Annotated in this window: 14 protein-coding genes, 1 tRNA gene and 1 pseudogene; 4 read left to right on the plus strand and 12 right to left on the minus strand. The window is 73.7% G+C overall.

The features are described from left to right. Nucleotides 1-6: 6 nt before the first annotated feature. Nucleotides 7-3,276: a glucodextranase DOMON-like domain-containing protein gene (locus ACZ61C_RS42280; protein WP_465313588.1), complete on the minus strand. Its 3,270-nt coding sequence runs from the start codon at nucleotides 3,274-3,276 to the stop codon at nucleotides 7-9. 123 nt (nucleotides 3,277-3,399) lie between these two features. Between ACZ61C_RS42280 and ACZ61C_RS42285 the strand changes: the two genes are divergently transcribed. Further along, entirely contained in the window at nucleotides 3,400-3,813 is a 414-nt protein-coding gene (locus ACZ61C_RS42285) for an ATP-binding protein (RefSeq protein ID WP_465313589.1), read from the plus strand. 4 nt (nucleotides 3,814-3,817) lie between these two features. On the opposite strand, the gene ACZ61C_RS42290 is transcribed toward ACZ61C_RS42285, so the two are convergent. The 6 genes from ACZ61C_RS42290 to ACZ61C_RS42315 form a co-directional block, all read right to left on the minus strand. Further along, nucleotides 3,818-4,543 carry an ANTAR domain-containing protein gene (locus tag ACZ61C_RS42290; RefSeq protein ID WP_465313590.1) on the minus strand — a complete coding sequence of 242 codons (726 nt, stop codon included), beginning with the start codon at nucleotides 4,541-4,543 and terminating at the stop codon, nucleotides 3,818-3,820. A 255-nt stretch (nucleotides 4,544-4,798) separates the two neighbouring features. After that, a complete protein-coding gene (locus ACZ61C_RS42295; RefSeq protein ID WP_465313591.1) occupies nucleotides 4,799-5,101 on the minus strand; it encodes an STAS domain-containing protein in 303 nt (100 codons plus the stop codon). After that, the gene (locus ACZ61C_RS42300) at nucleotides 5,098-9,165 is read right to left on the minus strand and encodes a SpoIIE family protein phosphatase (protein WP_465313592.1); all 4,068 of its coding nucleotides are present in this window, start codon (nucleotides 9,163-9,165) and stop codon (nucleotides 5,098-5,100) included. Before ACZ61C_RS42300 ends, ACZ61C_RS42295 begins: the two co-directional genes overlap by 4 nt. Before the next feature lie 179 nt (nucleotides 9,166-9,344). Beyond that, nucleotides 9,345-9,773 carry an ATP-binding protein gene (locus ACZ61C_RS42305; RefSeq protein WP_465313593.1) on the minus strand — a complete coding sequence of 143 codons (429 nt, stop codon included), beginning with the start codon at nucleotides 9,771-9,773 and terminating at the stop codon, nucleotides 9,345-9,347. Further along, on the minus strand, nucleotides 9,770-11,341 hold the full coding sequence (locus tag ACZ61C_RS42310; protein ID WP_465313594.1) for a PP2C family protein-serine/threonine phosphatase: 1,572 nt from the start codon (nucleotides 11,339-11,341) through the stop codon (nucleotides 9,770-9,772). Before ACZ61C_RS42310 ends, ACZ61C_RS42305 begins: the two co-directional genes overlap by 4 nt. Then, nucleotides 11,341-11,712 (minus strand): STAS domain-containing protein, encoded by a 372-nt coding sequence (locus tag ACZ61C_RS42315; RefSeq protein ID WP_465313595.1) that lies wholly within the window; start codon nucleotides 11,710-11,712, stop codon nucleotides 11,341-11,343. The genes ACZ61C_RS42310 and ACZ61C_RS42315 overlap by 1 nt, the downstream gene beginning before the upstream one ends. Nucleotides 11,713-11,881: 169 nt before the next feature. Between ACZ61C_RS42315 and ACZ61C_RS42320 the strand changes: the two genes are divergently transcribed. Further along, nucleotides 11,882-12,262 (plus strand): STAS domain-containing protein, encoded by a 381-nt coding sequence (locus tag ACZ61C_RS42320; protein WP_465313596.1) that lies wholly within the window; start codon nucleotides 11,882-11,884, stop codon nucleotides 12,260-12,262. Between the two features lie 19 nt (nucleotides 12,263-12,281). On the opposite strand, the gene ACZ61C_RS42325 is transcribed toward ACZ61C_RS42320, so the two are convergent. Continuing rightward, the gene (locus ACZ61C_RS42325; RefSeq protein WP_465313597.1) at nucleotides 12,282-13,505 is read right to left on the minus strand and encodes a PP2C family protein-serine/threonine phosphatase; all 1,224 of its coding nucleotides are present in this window, start codon (nucleotides 13,503-13,505) and stop codon (nucleotides 12,282-12,284) included. Nucleotides 13,506-13,586: 81 nt separating this feature from the next. On the opposite strand from ACZ61C_RS42325, the gene ACZ61C_RS42330 reads away from it, so the two are divergent. Then, complete coding sequence (locus ACZ61C_RS42330; RefSeq protein WP_465313598.1) at nucleotides 13,587-14,258, plus strand: histidine phosphatase family protein; 672 nt, start codon at nucleotides 13,587-13,589, stop codon at nucleotides 14,256-14,258. 9 nt (nucleotides 14,259-14,267) lie between these two features. On the opposite strand, the gene ACZ61C_RS42335 is transcribed toward ACZ61C_RS42330, so the two are convergent. Genes ACZ61C_RS42335 through ACZ61C_RS42345 form a run of 3 tightly spaced genes read right to left on the minus strand, consistent with a single transcriptional unit; the run spans nucleotide 14,268 to nucleotide 17,282 of the window. Further along, nucleotides 14,268-15,008 (minus strand): SDR family oxidoreductase, encoded by a 741-nt coding sequence (locus ACZ61C_RS42335; RefSeq protein ID WP_465313599.1) that lies wholly within the window; start codon nucleotides 15,006-15,008, stop codon nucleotides 14,268-14,270. Between the two features lie 30 nt (nucleotides 15,009-15,038). After that, on the minus strand, nucleotides 15,039-15,857 hold the full coding sequence (locus tag ACZ61C_RS42340; protein ID WP_465313600.1) for a helix-turn-helix transcriptional regulator: 819 nt from the start codon (nucleotides 15,855-15,857) through the stop codon (nucleotides 15,039-15,041). 54 nt (nucleotides 15,858-15,911) lie between these two features. Further along, nucleotides 15,912-17,282 (minus strand): alkaline phosphatase D family protein, encoded by a 1,371-nt coding sequence (locus ACZ61C_RS42345; RefSeq protein WP_465313661.1) that lies wholly within the window; start codon nucleotides 17,280-17,282, stop codon nucleotides 15,912-15,914. Between ACZ61C_RS42345 and ACZ61C_RS42350 the strand changes: the two genes are divergently transcribed. Then, nucleotides 17,237-17,329, plus strand: a tRNA-OTHER gene (locus tag ACZ61C_RS42350). The genes ACZ61C_RS42345 and ACZ61C_RS42350 overlap by 46 nt on opposite strands. Here the strand turns inward: ACZ61C_RS42350 and ACZ61C_RS42355 are convergent. Then, nucleotides 17,280-17,474, minus strand: a pseudogene (locus ACZ61C_RS42355) (DUF7800 domain-containing protein); the annotation flags it as partial. The gene ACZ61C_RS42350 and the pseudogene ACZ61C_RS42355 sit on opposite strands and share 50 nt — an antisense overlap. Nucleotides 17,475-17,488: the final 14 nt, after the last annotated feature.

The raw sequence follows: 17,488 nt of genomic DNA on the forward strand, positions 1-17,488 counted from the left end.
TGCGTCTCAGCCCACCGGCACGCCGCGCACCGCGACCGGCCCGCGGATCGGGTCCAGCTCGACTCCTTGATCCACCCCCGCCGGCGTGAGCACGTCCATCGCCTTTGGCGCCGTGGCCGGGTCCGCGGCGCAGATCGGCGCCGTACCGCCCGCCGCGCAGAGCCCGAACGTGTACTGGCCCGCCGTCGGCGTGAACGGCCGTGCCTGGTCGGGGGAGTTGCCGTCCTGTCCGGTGAGCACCACCGCGAACGTCCAGCCCGCGGCCGGGGTCCCGAACGCCGCCTTCGCCACGCTGACCGTGATGTAGCGCGTCGCCTGCGAAGCCTGCACCGACGGCGAAGCGAGCGTCGCACCCGAAGCGTCGACCAGTGCCGGTTCGGCGAAGCCCTGGACCTCGATGCGACGGCTCCACGCGTCCTGCGCCGCGATCGTGTACGCCCGGCTCGCGAACGGCGGCGCGGTGGACGTCGCCGTCGCCGCCGGGTCGTGCGCGTAGATCGTCAGCAGCTGCGCGCCCAGCGGGGAGCCGAACGTCGGGGTCAGGTCACGGACCTGCGCGCGGAACACGAGGGTGGCGCCCGAGTCGATGACCTGGAACCGCTGCAGGTCGAACGCGCCGGCGTGGAAGTCGCCCGCCGTCGGGTAGGTGTAGGTGCCCGGTCCGGTGTCGTCGCCGTCCGGGTCGGTCGTGTCGAGCAGCACCGTGCCGGTGACGAAGTCCGAGCTGATCGTCTTCTGCGCGTACCCGGTGCCCGCACTGGTGGTCGCGGCTGCCGTGACGACGTTCGCGCCGAGCGGCGTCGGCACCGTCGCGCTGAACGTGCCCGCCGCCGAAGCCCGGGTCGACAGCACGGAAGTCGTCCCGGCGTCGGTGGCCGACACGGCGAGGTCGACCCGGCTACCGGCGGGCGCGGTGCCGGTCACCGCGGCGGTCGCGGTGGACACCGACGCCGGCGCGTCGAGCGTCACCGCCAAGGCCGCGGGCGGCGCGTGCGAGACGTACCGCTCGCGGACGTCGGCGGGCTGCTCGGGCGGGCGGCCGTCGGCCAGCGCCCGGGCCAGCCGCACCGACTGGGACTGCGCCCAGCTCAGCGGCGCGACCGAACCGGCGGGCTGCCCGGGGGTGAACCCGATCGACGCCGTGCGGGGATCCGTGCCGTAGGGCGAGGCCGGCACTGCCGGGTTTTCCCACGCCTGCTCGGGAATCAGGCCGGTGCCGCCGGTCTGGGCCCGCATCGCGCGCAGCAGCGCCGAAGCACCCGCGCGGTCGCCGGTCTGCACGGCCTGCTCGCCGCGCTCGCCCGCGAGCACCGGCCAGAGGTGCCCGGACCCGGTGTTCGTCGTCGGCCAGGGCGCGCCGGTGGGGGCGCAGTTCGTCGGATCCGGTTCGTAGCAGTCGCCGTACCCGTCCTCGCTGCCTGGCGCCGAAGTGCCGTAGCGGTACCAGCCCGGCCCGGCCGGGGTGTCCCGCTTGATCACGCGGTCCACCACCCCGAGGGAGGCGGTGACGTCGGGGTCGTTCGCGGGCAGCACCCCGAGGCGCGTCAGCTCGAGGAACCCGGCGTCGACGACCGCGCGCTGGTCGGCGTCGACCGAACCGTTGCCCAGGTTGTAGAAGTACTCCGAGTTCGGATCGCCGTTCTTGGTCAGCCGCAGGAAGTACCGGCCGCCGTACGGCCCGTTCGACGTCACCGTCCAGCCCTTGATGCTGCGCTGGAAGTGGTCCGCGGTGGCCCGGTAGACGCGGGCGCGCGCCGGGTCGCCGTTGCGGTCGGCGATCACGCCCGCCGCGACCAGCCCGGCGATCTCCGCGGCGATCGTCGAAGGGGAGTAGCCGCCCTGTTCTTCCCAGCGCTCCGAGCCGAACGACGGCCCGTGCGCGACGACGAAGTCCGCCGCCGCGCGGATGTGGCCGGTGTAGAGCGTCCGGTCGCGGTCGAGCCCGGCCTGCAACGCCATCAGGATCGGGTACGCGCTTTCGTCGAGCTGGTCACCGCCGGAGTCGGGCGCCTTCTTGCCGTTGAGCAGCGAGTTGCGCGGGAACCGGCCGTCCGGCTGCTGCTGGCGGGAGAACAGCCAGCGCACGCTCGCCCGCGCGGTGTCGCGGTCACCCGCGGCGAGCAGTCCGGAGAAGCTTTCGTAGAGGTCGCGCGCGAAGATCTCGCGGTAGGACCCGAAGTACACGGGTTTGCCGCCGGGGGCGTCCCCCGCGGAGACGGCCTGGCCCCACGGGCTGCCGAGCGAGGCCACCACCGCGCCCGGGAAAGTCTTGTCCTCACTGGCCTTCAGGACGTTGACCGACTGGAAGTAGGCGTCCGAGTCCTTGCCCCGCAGCGGAGTCAGCCCGTTGTCGTAGTCACGCCAGCCGCGCGCGTAGTCGCGGTAGCTCTGGTCGAACGGCGTGCGCAGGCTCGCACCGGCCGTGGCGACGGCGGCACGCGCGTCCGCGCCGAACCCGAGCGCCAGCACCGCCGGCCGGCGCGGCTGCAGGTCCAGCTGCGCGGTCTGGACGACGTTGCCGTTCACCGCGGACGGTGTGGTGTCGGTCAGCCGGTGGTCGCGGTCCAGCTGGGCCAGCCCGTCGCCGGCCGTGCCGGCAAAACCGCTGGCGGTGCCGAGGAACCGGCGATCCGCGCGCAACGCCGCCGCCAGCGGCGTCCCGTAGTCGCGGGACGGGGCGCTGGAGACGGTGTTCGTGTCGGCGCTGACCAGCGCGCTCGTGCCGGCGTCGACGCTGGCGGTGTCCCCGCCGCCGTTGGCCGGGCCGCCCCCGCCGTTGCCGTTGATGCTCGCGTCGAACCGCACGTAGACCTTGAGGTCCTGGCCCGAGCCGCGCAGCGGCTCCAGGCGGGTCCGGATCAGGACGCCGGTCCGCGCCGGGTCGGTCAGGTACTCGGTGACCAGCCGGTACTTGCCGCTGCGCGGCGTCGACGTCACTTCGCAGGCCATCCCGCCCGCGCTGGTCCGCACGGTGTAGGTCATGTCGCGGGCCTGCAGGTCGGTGAAGCTGCGGCCGTCGGTGACGGCGAACTGCAGCGTCTCGACGTTCGTGTTGTCGATCACCGGCGCGTAAACGTCGGAGAGCACGCCGCCCGCGACCGTGAACCAGGCCTTGCTGGCAGTGGTGCGCGCCGTGCCCAGACAGTCCTTGCGGGCCAGGCCGAAGTGCGAGACCGCGCCCGGTCCCGGCGCGGGCGCCGCGACGGCCACCGGCCCCGGCAGGAGGGTCGCGGCCAGCACCGCGCACAGCACCACGGACGTCGTCGACCGAGTCATCCGCCCATCCGATCACGCCGGTCCGCGGCACACCAGACCCGAACGGCAGCACGGCAGAAGTTATCGGTGATTGAGAAGCTCGGCCGGTGGGTAGCAAACCGACAGTCCCCCGAGGAGGTGAACGTGGAAGAGCACGGATCGGACGGCTGGCGGTACCGCGGCACCATTTCGCCGCGCACATTGCCGAGCTTGCGCAAGCACCTGATTTCGTGGCTGCGCCGCCAAGCTGGAGACGCGGTCGGGCGCGAGGCCGACGACGTGGTGCTGGCCTGCTGGGAAGCGATGGCCAACGTGATGGACCACGCCTACCGGGGCCGCGCGGGCCTGATCGACGTCCGAGCGCGGATCGACGAAGACGTGCTGGTGGTGACCGTCGCAGACCAGGGCCAGTGGGAGTCGCTCGAAGAGAGCGGTGGACGCGGGCGCGGCCTGCGGCTGATCCAGAACCTCGTCGACGGGCTCGACCTCCGCTCGACCGAGGACGGCACGGTGATGACCCTCACCTGGCCGTTCCCCGCTCGCCGCCGCACCGCCTGAGGCGTCAGCCGTCCGAGGACAGCCCGTCGACGAACCGCGCCGCGACGTCCCGGAGCTTCACGTTCGAGTGCTGCGACTCCTCGATGAGCCGTTTCATGGCGTCATCGGCGGTGATCCGGTGCACGGCCATCAGGATGCCCTTGGCCTGCTCGATCACCGCCCGCGATCTCATCGCCGTCTCGAGGTCGGCGGCCCGCTGCCGGGCCTGCTGGTAGCGCCGGGTAGTGCGCAGGCCGAACGAGACGATCGTCGTGTAGAGCGCCAGCAGCCGGGAGTCGGTCTCGGCGAACCCGTGGTCGCCGTACCCGAAGAGGTTGAGCGCGCCGGAGAGGCGCTCGTCCACCCGCAGGGGCGCGGCGAGGTAGCTGCCCACCCCGAGGCCGCGGGCGTGCTCGGTGAACTCGGGCCACAGCTTCCCGGCCGTCGCCAGCGGCAGCCGGACGATCTCCCCGGTCGCCGCCGCCCGCAGGCACGGTCCCTCACCCTGCGCGTACTGGACGCGGTCGATCTCGACGGCGCGCTCGTCGGTGGAGGCCGCCGTGGTCGGCTCGCCGTCCCGGATCGCGGTGATGCTGGCCATGTCGGCGCCCGGGATCACGCGCACGGCTTCGGCGCACACGGCGTCGAGGATCTCGGCTTCGGCGGGTTCGGCTTCCAGCGTGCCCGTGAGGTTCGCCATCGCGGCGGTCAGCTCGTCGAGCTGCTCGGGCAGGATCGGCTCACCGGTCAAAAGGTCATCTCCGTCCCGGACGACTACGGCAGGGTGCCGAACCGCTGCTGCTCAACGTTGGCGGCGAAACCCTACCCGCGGACGATGCACGCTCCGCAACACCCGGGCCCGAAAGGGGGCGGTGGCTCCGGCCCGGCGCTCACTGCTGAACGGCCGTGGGTTGGCGCCGGGAACCACCTCGCGGCGACCGTCGGCACAACCCACCCCGCGACCGTCGCTGCGTTTCTCATACCCGGTGGGCGGCCGTCCAATCCTTCAGCGGAGGGTCACTTTCGCGACCCGCGCCAGCCCGGACACCCGCAGCACGCGGTCGAGCAGCCGCGGCGCGACCAGCCGCAGGTCGTGCTCGCCGGCCCGGTCGAACAGCACCGCGACCCCGGCGCTGTCGAGGTAGGCCACCCCGGTCAGGTCGACGGTGACCGCCGTCCCGGCCGCCAGCTCGCGGTCGAGCGCCGCCCCGAACTCCGCGGCGTTGCTCATGTCGATCTCACCCGTGACGGTCAGGACCCGGTGCCCGTGGTGGCCCGGGCCGGCGACCAGCGTGAGTGCCGTCGTCACGAACCGATCCTCCATTCCAGCGTGACGGTGGTGCCGCCCACGTCGTGGCGGACGGTGACGGTGTCGGCGAGCGCCTCCATCATCGGCACGCCGCGGCCGCGCAGCACGTGGTTGTCCGGCGGCGGCTGCTTCCAGCGGCCGTGGTCGGTCACGGTGACGACCAGGTGCGCGCCGGTGAGGTCGGCCGCCAGGTGCCCGCCCTCGCCGGCTCCGCCGCCGTCGGCGTAGGCGTGCTCGACGGCGTTGGCGCAGGCTTCGCCCACGGCGACCAGCACGTCCTGGGCGAGGTCTTCGTCGAGCGCCGCGTCCGCCAGCCACGCGCGCAGCCCGCGGCGGGTCACGGCGAGGCTGTCCGGGTGCGCCGGGAAGTCCAGCTCGAGCGGGGGCAGCGAGCGCCGGTAGAGCAGCAGGGCGACGTCGTCCTCGTACCCGTCGGCCGGGCGCAGGCGGTCCATCAGGGCCGCCGCCAGGCCGGTCAGGCCGCCGCCCCGCGCTTCGTGGGCGACCGCGGTGGCCCGGTCGATGCCGTCGTCCAGCGGTTCGCGGCGGCGCTCGACGAGGCCGTCGGTGTAGAGCATCAGCAACGAGCCGATCGGGACGACCGCGGTGGCCTCCGGCCGGGCGGCGGCGATGCGGACGGCGAGCGGCACGCTGCCGGCGGCGTCGAGGAACTCCGCCGTGCCGTCGGGGTGCACGAGGGTGGCCGGCGGGTGCCCGGCGCTGCTGTAGGTGAGCGCGCCGGTCGCGGGGTCGAGGACACCGCAGAAGACGGTCGTGCACAGGGCGCCCGGCAGCTGGCCGGCGAAGCGGTCGAGCGCGGTCAGCGTGTGCGCCGGGCTGCTGGCCTCCAGCAGCAGCGCGCGGCAGGCGCTGCGCAGCTGGCCCATCACCGCGGCCGCCGCGAGCCCGCGGCCGACGCAGTCACCGACGACGATCCCGATCCGGTCACCGGCCAGCGCGACGACGTCGTACCAGTCCCCGCCGACCTCCAGGGGCGGGTTCGCGGGCTCGTAGCGCACGGCGAAGCCGTCCGGGAGCTGAGCCGGGCCGAGGATCGAGCGCTGCAGCGCGAGTGCGACCTCACGCTGCCGGTCGTCGCGGTGGGCGCGGCGCAGGGCGTGCGCCAGCGTCCCGGTCAGCAGCGCCAGCAGCGTCCGGTCCTCGGTGCCGAGCGGGCGGTCCGGCGCGGTTTCGACCCAGAGCGTCAGCCGGCCGCCGGGGTGGTCGAGGGTGGCGCCCGCACCGCCGTCCGCCGGGGACGCGTGCAGCGCCGGCAGCGAACGCACCCGGCCGAGCGTCTCGCGCAGCGGCGCGGCGAGGTCGGTCCAGCTCCGGTCGCCGCGGTCGGTCGACAGGAGGCCCGGCTCGCCGTCCCGCGCCCAGGTGACCGCCAGGACACGCTCGGCGTGCCACAGCTCCCGCAGCAGGTCCAGCGCGGTGCGCAGCACCTCCGGCACCCCGCTGACCCCGGCGAGGCGCTGGTTCATCGACGCGAGCGCGGACTCCCGCTGCACGGCGTAGCGCTCCGCGGTGACGTCGCGGATCGTGCCGACCAGCCGGCGGCGGCCCTCGTCGTCGTGCAGCTCGTTGTAGGCGATCGCGGCCCAGACCCGGTGCCCGGCCCGGTGCCGCAGCGGCACCACGAAGCTCCCGGCGGGCTCGGCCTGCGCCCGGCGCAGCGCGGTGACCACCTCCCGGTAGGCGACGGGATCGGCGTCCCGGCTCGGCAGCCACGGGAACGGCGGCGCGTAGGGCAGGCCCTCGGGACCGAACCCGAGCAGCTCGGCGCAGGCGGCGTTGATCTCGACGACCCGCCCGGCGGCGTCGCAGACGAAGAAGCCCTCCTGCAGCGAGTCGATCATCGCCGAGCGCCACCGGGAGTGCTGCGTCCGCAGGTGGGCCAGCTGGATGGTCGTGCGGACGCGAGCCACCAGCTCCCGCGCCGAGAACGGCTTCACGAGGTAATCGTCGGCCCCGGCGCCCAGCCCGTCGACGGCGGCCTCCTGCCCGGCCCGGGCCGACAGCAGCAGCACGGGCACGGCGGCGGTGCGCGGGTCGGCCCGCAGCTCGGCGAGCAGGCTCAGGCCGTCCATCCGCGGCATCATGACGTCGCTGATGATCAGGTCGGGCGGCTCGGCGCACGCGGCGGCGAACGCCTCGACGCCGTCGCGCACCGCGGTGAGCGTGTAGTCGTCGCGCAGCAGCCGGCCGAGGTAGTCGCGCATGTCGGCGTTGTCGTCGGCGATCAGCACCCGGGCGCTGCCGGCCGGCGCGGCCGCGGGCGGGGTGTCGTGACCGCCGCCGGGCAGCCACCGCAGGGCCTCCTGCACGTACGGCTCCACGGTCTCCGCGGCGATCCCGCCGCCCGAGGGCGCCGGGGCGAGGTGCTCGGCCGGCAGGTGCCCGGTGCCCAGCGGCAGCCGGATCCGGAACGTCGTGCCGGCGCCCGGGGTGCTCTCGACGGCGACCTCACCGCCGTGCATGCCGACGAGCTCGCGCACCAGCGCCAGGCCGATCCCGCTGCCTTCGTTCGAGCGCGCCCGCACCGACGGGATCCGGTGGAACCGCTCGAACAGCCGCGGCAGCTCGGCGGCGTCGATCCCGATGCCGGTGTCGGACACCGCGACGACGGCGTGCCCGTCGTCGAGGACCGCGCTGACCCGGATCGCGCCGTCGAAGGTGTACTTGACGGCGTTGGACAGCAGGTTGAGGACGACCTTCTCCCACATCCCGCGGTCGACGTGCACCGGCCGGGCCAGCGGCGGGCAGTCGACCTCGAACGCCAGCCCGGCCCGCTCGACGGCGGCGCGGAAGACACTCGCCAGCTCCGCGGTGAACGCCGCGAGGTCCACCGGCTCGAAGCGCGCCTGCATCCGGCCGGCTTCGATCCGGGAGAAGTCGAGCAGGTTGTTCACCAGCCGCCCGAGCCGCAGCGCGTTGCGGTGGATGACGTCGACCTCTTCGCGCACCCGCTCGTCGGCGTCGCCGAGCGCCTTTTCCAGCTCGACGACCGGGCCGAGGATGAGGGTGAGCGGGGTCCGGAACTCGTGGCTGATGTTGGCGAAGAAGGTGGTCTTCGCCGCGTCCAGCGCGGCCAGGTCCTCGACGCGCTGCTGCTGGGCCCGGTAGGCGAGCGCGCCGTTGACCAGCGCCGTCGTCTGCTGCGCGACGAGCCCGAGGAACGTCCGGTAGGACTCGTCGAGCGCGTGCCCGGCGCCGGCCGCGAGCACGATGACCCCGGGAGCCGCGGCACCGGCGTCCCCGGGCAGCGGCAGCACGACCGCCTCGGTGGGCGGGCTGGACCAGCCGCCCGCCGGCAGCTCACCGGACGTCTCGACGGTGCGGGCGACACCGTCGGCGAGCACCTGCTCGAGCGGCCAGTCCCCGGCTTCCTCGCCGGGGGTGACGGCGGCGAGCACGAGCCGCCCGGCGTCGTCGCGGAGGTGGATCGAGGCGTACGGAACGTCGGCGCCCGCCCGGCTCAGCACGTCGGCGACCAGCTCGCAGGCTTCGGTCGCGGTGCGGGCGATCCCGGCCTGGGTGCCGAGCTCGCGCAGCGTCGCCAGCCGGCGTTCGCCGATCACGCGCTCGGTGGTGTCGGTGACCGCGGTGAAGACCGCCCGCACGGCGCCGTCGTCGTCGTGCACCGGGCTGTAGGAGTAGGTCCAGTAGGTCTCTTCCCAGTAGCCGTGCCGGTTCATCGGCAGCAGCAGGTCTTCCGACCAGGTCGCTTCCCCGGTGCCCAGCACGCCCTCGAGCATCGGGCCGACGATGTGCCAGATCTCGCCCCAGATGTCCTCACCGCGCTTGGCGAGCGCCGGGTGCTTGGTGCCGAGCAGCGGCAGGTACGCGTCGTTGTAGAGGAACCGGAGCTCCGGGCCCCACCAGACGATCATCGGGAAGCGCGAGGTGAGGCAGATCCGCACGGCGGTGGTCAGGCTGACGGGCCAGTCCGCGGGCTCCCCGAGCGGCGACGACGTCCAGTCGAACTCCCGCATCCGCGCCGCCATCCGGCTGGTCCCGGGAAAAGCGGCCCGCTGACCGGATTCCTCGCCGACGCTCATCACACTCCCGGGTCCACGCGGTCGCGGACGAGCCTACTCGGCCGGGCGTTGTCCCGCTGGCCACGGGGCCGGCGCCGCGAACGGGTCATCGGCGGCGCGCGCGGGTCCGGGGTCGGCGGTGCTCGGGCGTGCGGGCGGGACTGTTGTGAGTGACTCATTCATTACGTCCGGCCCGGTGCTCAGTCTCCCGCGCCGTTGCCCAGCCAGGTCATCGTGACCGTCGTGCCGTCCTCGCGATGGACCTTCGCGCTGTGGTCGGCGAGGCTGTCGATCAGCAGCAAACCGCGGCCCCGCAAGCCGTTCGTGTCCGCCGGGGGCTGCCACGTCCCGTAGTCCGTCACCGTCACCGTCAACCGCCCGCCCAGTGCCTCGGCTCGGACGTCGACCTGGCCCGCTTCGCCTTCGCGGTAGGCGTGCTCGGCCGAGTTGGCCATCGCCTCGTAGCCCGCGAGGACGACGTCCTCCTGCTTTTCCGTGCTGAGGCCGAGGGTGCCCAGCCATGCGGCGAGCGCCTCGCGCAGTTCCGGCAGCCGGTGGGCCAGTGCGACCGTGCGGCGGTGGAACGACGCCGGGGGAGCGGGCGCGCCCGGGGGGAGGGGGTCCGTCATGTGCCGTCCTCTCCGCGGTGGCGGACGTGGATCACGGCGATGTCGTCGTCGTGGCGGCCGTGCGTCAGCTCGTCGACGAGCTTGTCCCAGGCCGTGTCGAGGTCGGCCGCGGTCAGCAGCGCCGGGATCCCGGACAGCAGCCACTCGATCCCCAGCGTGAGGTCGCGGGTGCGGCTCTCGACCAGCCCGTCGGTGTAGAGCACCAGGTCCGAGCCGGGCGGGAAGGCGGTGGTGCGCTGCGGGAAGTCGGTCCCGACGCCCAGCGGCTGCGCCAGCGCCTCGCCGATCTGCTCCGGCTCGCCGCCCGCGCGGACGAGGATCGCCGGCAGGTGCCCGGCGTTCGCGTAGGTCAGCGTGCCGTCCGGCTCGTGGACCGCGTAGAAGCAGGTGACGAAGCTTTCGCCGAACAGCCCGCCGGTCAGCGCGGAGACGTTGCGCAGCACCTCCGACGGCGGCAGCTCCAGCAGCGCGTAGCTGCGGACGGCGGTCCGGACCTGGCCCATCACCGTCGCCGCGGTGACGCCGTGGCCGACGACGTCGCCGATGACGAACGCGGTCGCGCCCGAGGGCAGCCGGATGACGTCGAACCAGTCGCCGCCCACCTTGGCGCCGGTGGCGGCGGGCAGGTACCGGGTGAACACGTCGAGCCCGGGCGTTTCCGGGGCGACCGGCAGCATGCTGCGCGACAGCTCGGTGGCGAGCGTGCGCTCCCGCTCGTACAGCCGGGCGTTGTCCAGCGCGATGGCCGAGTACCCGGCGATGCCCTCGGCGAGGTACGCGTGCCGCTCGGTGAACCGGTCCGGTTGGGAGTGTCCGAAGAAGAACCCGCCCAGCACCTCGCCGGTGGTCGGGCTGAGCGCCGAGACGGCGAGGTAGCTGCACACGGGCAGATGGCCTTCCGGCATCCCGTGGTGCGGCGCGTTCTTGCCGAAGCGCGGGTCCCGCGTGATGTCCGGGCTGCGGACGGTGCCGGTGCCGTCGAAGGTCGGCCCGAAGACCTCGGTGTTGCGCGGCATGGGGAACCGCTCGAACGCCTCCCGCGGCACCCCCGAGATCGTGTAGAGCGTGTACGACTCGCCGAGCTCGTTGACCAGGTTGTAGAAGAACGCGCCGAACTCGGCGCCGGTCGCCTTCGTGGCCGCGTCGGTCGCGTCCTGCACGATCCGGTCGATGTCGAGCTGGGCGGTCAGCTCGCGGCCGGTGGAGTGCAGCGCGTCGACCACCGCGGCCTCGTTGCGCAGCCGCCCCACCGTCGCCGCGAGATGCGTCGTGACGGCCTCGATCGCGGCGGCGATCGGCGGCAGCCCACCGCCTTCCGCGGTGGTGTAGACCAGCGCGGACCGGTCGCCGTCCGCGACCGCCAGCGCGGCGGTGACCACCGGGCCCGGCGCCAGGTCCGCGAGCACCGCCGGGTCGGTCACCGACACCACGACGCGGCCGCCCAGCACCGCTTGCGCCTCGACCGGCCCGAGTGGACGGACGCCGGTGGTGACGGGGGCGCCCGTGCCGTCGACGAAGACCCGGCGCACGGCGTCGAGTACGGCGTCGAAGTCGGACCCGGCCGGCATCAGGGCGCCAGCGCTTCGGGCAGTGACGGGTAGACGGCGAACTCGTCGACCAGCCGGGTCAGCTGCAGCGGGCGCAGCGTGATCCGGTCACGCGCGACCACCCGCAGCGGCGCGGACGTGGCCAGCCCGCGGTGCGCCCGGACGAGCTCGGCCATGCCGGCCGAGGCGAGGAAGGTGACGTCGGTGAGGTCGACGACCAGGGCTTCGGGGTGCAGCCGCACCGCCCGTTCGGCCAGCTGCCGGAGCTTGGGCGCCAGTGCGAGGTCCAAAGCCCCGTCGACCCGCAGCACCGCCGTGCCGTTCCGATGCTCCAACGCCACGCTGCCCGTCTCGTCGCCGCGCGAATTCCCGATCGCGTCCGTTTCGGCCATGACGTTCATCCTGCCTGTTCGCGGGCCCGCGGCAAAGTGGAGGGGGTACTGACACGGCGGCGGGCGCCGGGTGTTGGCATGATTGGGCGCGGGGTTGAGCAGACAGCCTTCGTGATCAAGCGCGCCCACCGGAAATCCCGGGGGCGGCGCCGGAGGCGGGAGAACGCCCATGACTGACCAGGCCCACAATGACGGCTCTGCCACGGCTGTGCCATTCGGCGCGTTCCGGATCGCCCGATCGGACCAGGACGGGGTGATCGTCGTCGAGGTGGCCGGGGACGTGGACACGACCACGGCGCCGGCTCTCGTGCGGGCCGGGGACGAGGCGCTGGCGGCCGCGCCGCGGGTGCTCGTCGTCGACCTGACCAGGGTCGACTTCCTCGCCTCGCCCGGGCTGACCGCGCTGCTGACCATCCACCGCAACGCCGGTTCCGGCACCGCGGTCCGGATCGTCGCGTCCGGCCGGGCGACCCTGCGCCCGATCCAGCTGACCGGGCTCGAAGAGAGCCTTTCGCTGTTCCCGACCCGCGAAGCGGCGCTCACCGCGTAGTAAGCGGTGTCCCGGCCGGTCAGCCGCCGGCCGGGACGGCCACGCGCCGGATGGTGAGCAGGGCGACGTCGTCCTGGGCCGGCTGGTTGCCGATCATCCAGGCCATCACCCGCGCGCAGAGCCGCTCGGGATCCTCGGCCCGCACGGCTTCGGTCAGCTCGGCCATCCCGGTGTCCACCGGCCGGTCGCGCCGTTCGACGAGCCCGTCGGTGTAGAACGTGAGCACGGTGCCCACCGGCAGCTCGACGGTGGTGACGCGCCGCTCGGGAACGCCGATCGTCAGCCCGATCGGGGGGTCCGGCTGCGCCGCCACCAGCTCGGGCGCTTCGCCCGGCCGGACCAGCACTGGTGGCAGGTGCCCGGCGAGGGAAAGCGTCATCGCCTTGCGGTCCGGGCCGATCACGCCGTAGGCGACGGTGGCCATCGCGCCGTGCTCGAAGTGGTTGGCCTTGCGGTCGAGCTTGCCGAGCACCTCGGAGGGGCTCTCGCAGTCGAGGGCGTACGCGCGCAGGGCGCTGCGCAGCCGTCCCATGATCACGGCCGCCTCGAGGCCGTGGCCGGACACGTCACCCATCACGACGCCGACCCGGTCGCCCGGCAGGACGAACAGGTCGTACCAGTCGCCGCCGAGGCCGGTTTCGGCGCCGGGCACGTACCGGGCGGCGAACGCGAGGCCGGGCACGGCGGGCAGCCGGCTCGGCAGCAGGCTGCGCTGCAGGGCCATGGTCGCCGAGCGGTTCTCCTCCAGCGCTTCCACCTGGATCGCCAGGGCGAGGCGGTCGGCGACCAGCTGCAGGACGCTGATGTCGGCTTCGGTGAACACCCGGGGCGCGAGGGAGCCGATGTGCAGCACGCCGACCAGGTCGTCGCCGGCGACCATGGGCACACCGAGCATGGCGTGCAGGCCCCGCTCCCACAGCAGCGCGTTGACGACGGTGGTCTCGTCCACCTGGTCGAGGACGACAGGCTGCCGGCGGAGCGCCACCTGGCCCGCGAAGCCGCTGCCGACCGGGACCCGGACGCCCTGGTGCACCTCTTCTTCGATGCCCGCCGCCGCGACGGCGACCAGCTGCTGCCCACCCGCCTGGTACCGCAGCACGGTCGCGGTGTCGGCCTCGAGCACCTCGCGCAGGCGGTGCAGGGTCTCGCGGAGTACGTCGGTCAGGCCGAGGTGCCCCGCCGGGGCGCCGATGACCGTCTCCAGCAGGTGAAGCCGCTTCTGGGCGTCGAGACTCCGCGACATGTGCAGAATCTAGCCGCCGGCTCTTCGGGCGCCCAGCCATCCCGGGTTTCTTCGGCGGGTCCGCCCGGGTACCAGCCGGAGATGAGCGTCGACCTGGAGTGGGTGGGTGTGCTGCGGCACGGCCAGAGCACCGGAAACGTGGCCCGCGAAGAGGCGGAGGCGGCCGGCGCCGAGGTGATCGACATCGCCGAACGCGACGCCGACGTCCCGCTGACCGAGCTTGGCGAGGAGCAGGCGAGGGCGGCGGGCGGGCTGTTCGCCGAGCGCCCGCCGGACCTCGTGGTGACCTCGACCTATCGCCGCGCCTGGGACACCGCCCGGCTGGCCGCGCCGGACGGCGTGCGGATCGTCCCGGACGAACGGTTGCGCGACCGCGAGCTCGGCGTGCTGGACCTGCTGACCTCGCACGGCGTCCGCGAGCGGTGGCCCGACGAGCTGCGGCGCAAGCGGCGGCTGGGCAAGTTCTACTACCGGCCGCCCGGCGGCGAGTCCTGGGCCGACGTCGTGCTGCGGCTGCGGTCGCTGCTGGCCGAGCTGAGCGCCGGATGGCCGGGCGGGCGAGTGCTGCTGTCGGCGCACGAGATGACGATCTTCGGCCTGCGCTACCTCCTCGAAGGCCTGCCGGAACCCGACCTGATGCGCGCGGAGTCGGTCACCGGGATCCCCAACGGCTCGGTGACGACCTGGGAGCGTGACCGCGACGGCGGGTTCACCATGGTGCCGGCCCAGGAAGTCGGGCACCTGCTCTCCTGACCCGGCGCGTCACCGCTGGGCGGTCGGCCGCACGATGACCTCGTTGACGTCGACGCCCGCCGGCTGGCCGATCGCGTAGGAGATCGCCCCGGCGATCGTGTCCGGGGGCAGCGTCACCGCGCGGTAGGTCCGCATCGCTTCCCGCGCACCGGGTTCGGTGATGGTGTCGGCGAGTTCGGACTCGACGACGCCCGGCGACACGGTCGTGACGCGGATGCCGGCCTCGGCCTCCAGCCGCAGGCCTTCGGTGATCGCGCGGGCCGCGTATTTCGTGGCGCAGTAGACCGCGGCGGTCGGCACGACCTCGTGCGCGCCGGTGGAGGCGATCGTCACGAAGTGGCCGCCGCCCGCGCGCCGGAAGTGCGGCAGGGCCGCCGCGATCCCGTGGAGCAGCCCGCGGACGTTGACGTCGATCATCCGGTCCCACTCGTCGACGAGCAGGGAGTCCAGGCGGGACAACGGCATCACGCCGGCGTTGGCGACGAACACGTCGAGCCGGCCGTGCGCGCGCACGGCGGCGTCGGCGAACCCGGCGATCTCCGCGCGGTCGGTGACGTCGAGGCGGTGCACGTCGGCGGTGCCGCCGGCGTCGTGGATTTCCCCGGCCAGCGTGGTGAGCCGGTCTTCCCGGCGGGCGCCGAGCACGACGTGGTGGCCTTCGCGGGCCAGGCGCAGCGCGGTGGCATGGCCGATGCCGCTGCTGGCGCCGGTGATGAGCACGATCTTTCCGGGCACGACGAACTGCTCCATCCATTGTGGAATGACGGGAAAAGGGAATCTTCAGCCGGCGGCGAGACTGCCGAGCAGGGCGAGCCCGGCTTCCGACGGGCTGCCGGGCTCGGCTTGGTAGACCACCAGCTGCTGGCCGGGCGCGCTGTTCACGGTCAGCGCCTCGTAGCTCAGGACGAGCTCGCCGACCTGTACGTGGTGGAACCGCTTGGTTTCGTGCGTCTTCTGCCGGATGTCGTGACGCGCCCACAACCGGCGGAAGTCCGCGCTCTTGACCGACAGCTCGCCGACCGTCTCGATCAGCCGGGGATCGTCCGGGTCGAGGCCCGCGGCCGCGCGCAGGGCGCCGACGGTGTTCACCGCGACGCGCTCCCAGTCCGGGTAGAACTCGCGCGCGTCCGGGTCGAGGAACACCAGCCGGACCAGGTCACCGCTGTGGCTGTGGCCGCCGAACAGCGCCTCGCCCAGCGCGTTGTGCGCGAGCACCTCGAGGCAGCGGCCGAGCACCAGCGCGGGCGTGTCCGGCCAGCCGTCCATCAGCCGCCGGAGGTTCGGGCCGACCTGCTCCCGCCGCCGCGGGCGACGGCGTCCCGGCGCGGGCCGGGCCAGCCGGTGCAGGTGGGCGGTGGTGTCGTCGTCGAGGGCGAGCCCGCGGGCCAGCGCGTCGAGGACCTGCGCCGACGGGTGCCGCTCCCGGCCCTGTTCGAGCCGGACGTAGTAGTCGGTGCTGACGCCGGCCAGCACCGCGACCTCCTCGCGGCGCAGCCCGGTGACCCGGCGCGCCCCGCCCGCGGGCAGGCCGAGCTCTTCCGGGCCCACCTGTGCACGGCGGGCCCGGAGGAACTCCCCGAGAGCGTTTTCCGCGGCCATGATCCGAGGCTAACCCGGCGCGGACGGGGGAGGGAGGTCGTGGCGCACCCACCCTCAGGTGAGCCGGATCGGCTCCCCGTCCCGCTCCGGCTGCAGCAGGGTCGCGGTGGCTTCGCGCCCGTCGACGTCCAAGGTCATCACGGCGTTCCCGAAGTGCGGCCCCGAGACACACCCCCAGGTCAGCGGCGCGGGCGGGACCCCGACCCGGCGCGCCAGCCCCTCGCTCAGCCGGGTCAGCCCGCGGGCCCAGCCGGCGCGGAACAGGCGGTTCATGTACCAGGGGACGGTGTTGTGCACCGGCGAGCAGGTGAGCTGGTGGACGGGCGCGCCCGGGAGGTCGGCCCGCGCGACGTACGCGTGGTGGACGTCGCCCGAGAGCACGCTCACCGACGCCGTGCCCTCGTCCGCGACCCGCGCGATCAGCCGCGTCAGCCGGTCGAACGACTCGCGGAAGGCCGGCCAGTGTTCGAGGTCGGCGAGCTGCCGGAACCACTCGGACACCCGCCCGACGCGCCCCGGCCGTGCGCAGAGGCGCTCGTTGACCGACTGCGCGGCCGCCAGCGCGGTGGGCATCAGCCACGGCAGCGACGTCCCGATCAGCAGGTGGTCGAACTCGCCCGAGCTCTGCTCCTCGATCCAGCGGAACTCCGCTTCGCCGATCATCGAGCGTTCGCCGCCGGCGAGGATCCGCCCGGCCCGCGAGTCGATGACCAGCAGCCGGACCGGGCCGAAGTCGCGCCGGTAGGACCACCGGGTGCCCTTGGCGCCGTCGGCTTCGCGGTCGGCCCGGTCGGCGAACTCGCGCAGCAGCTCCGCGTTGTCCACCCCCGAGGTGCTCACCCGCTGGTAGAGGTCGTCGCCCTCCAGCTCGCGCGGGCCGAGGTTGCCCAGGTGCTGGTAGACCCAGTACGACACGAGCGCGCCGCGGATCCGCTCGGGCCACCACGAGGTGCCGGCCATCTCCTCGCGCCAGGCCTGGGAGGTGTTCCAGTCGTCGCGGACGTCGTGGTCGTCGAAGATCATCGACGTCGGCACGGTCGACATCAGCCAGCGCACGGCCGGTTCGCACCAGGCCTCGAAGTACAGGTGGCAGTACTCCTCGAAGTCGGCGACCTCCTTGCCGGGCGGCTTGCTCGTGTCACGCCGGGTGGCCAGCCACTCCTGCGTGTCGTCGGTGGTCTCGTCGGCGTAGACCTGGTCGCCGAGCAGCAGCAACGACTCGGGCCACTCGGCTTCGTCGAGCCCGGCCATCCGGTGGGCGTAGGCGGCGAGCGCGTCCGGGCCGAGCGCGTCCTCCTCCCGCGGCTTGCGGCACGACCCGAAGACCAGCCGGAACCGCGGGTCACCCGGGGCCAGCGTCCGGATCCGGCTCGGCGGCAGGTCGCTGTCCGGGTCGGGCCAGACGAGCTCGCCGTCGAGCCGCACCTCGTACGGCGTGCTCCGCCCCGGTTCGAGCCCGGTCAGCACCACCAGCGCGTAGTGGTGCCCGGAGACTTCGAACGTCGGCGCTTTCGCTTCCCCGACAAGGACTTCACACGGGCCGCCGGTCTCGACCCAGATCGTCGCCGAAGTGTCGTCGACGTGGCGGAGCAGCGGTCCCAGGAGGAGCTCGGTCATCCCCGGATCCTTTC

Source organism: Amycolatopsis sp. NPDC104587 (genome assembly GCF_055583645.1).

What these genes read in the sequence shown, in the direction of transcription:
- ACZ61C_RS42310 (WP_465313594.1), bottom strand. Translation starts at nt 11,341, where the DNA reads ATGCCGGCCGGGTCCGACTTCGACGCCGTACTCGACGCCGTGCGCCGG.
- ACZ61C_RS42325 (WP_465313597.1), bottom strand. Translation starts at nt 13,505, where the DNA reads ATGTCGCGGAGTCTCGACGCCCAGAAGCGGCTTCACCTGCTGGAGACG.
- ACZ61C_RS42305 (WP_465313593.1), bottom strand. Translation starts at nt 9,773, where the DNA reads ATGACGGACCCCCTCCCCCCGGGCGCGCCCGCTCCCCCGGCGTCGTTC.
- ACZ61C_RS42330 (WP_465313598.1), top strand. Translation starts at nt 13,587, where the DNA reads ATGAGCGTCGACCTGGAGTGGGTGGGTGTGCTGCGGCACGGCCAGAGC.
- ACZ61C_RS42300 (WP_465313592.1), bottom strand. Translation starts at nt 9,165, where the DNA reads ATGAGCGTCGGCGAGGAATCCGGTCAGCGGGCCGCTTTTCCCGGGACC.
- ACZ61C_RS42340 (WP_465313600.1), bottom strand. Translation starts at nt 15,857, where the DNA reads ATGGCCGCGGAAAACGCTCTCGGGGAGTTCCTCCGGGCCCGCCGTGCA.
- ACZ61C_RS42280 (WP_465313588.1), bottom strand. Translation starts at nt 3,276, where the DNA reads ATGACTCGGTCGACGACGTCCGTGGTGCTGTGCGCGGTGCTGGCCGCG.
- ACZ61C_RS42320 (WP_465313596.1), top strand. Translation starts at nt 11,882, where the DNA reads ATGACTGACCAGGCCCACAATGACGGCTCTGCCACGGCTGTGCCATTC.
- ACZ61C_RS42335 (WP_465313599.1), bottom strand. Translation starts at nt 15,008, where the DNA reads ATGGAGCAGTTCGTCGTGCCCGGAAAGATCGTGCTCATCACCGGCGCC.
- ACZ61C_RS42315 (WP_465313595.1), bottom strand. Translation starts at nt 11,712, where the DNA reads ATGGCCGAAACGGACGCGATCGGGAATTCGCGCGGCGACGAGACGGGC.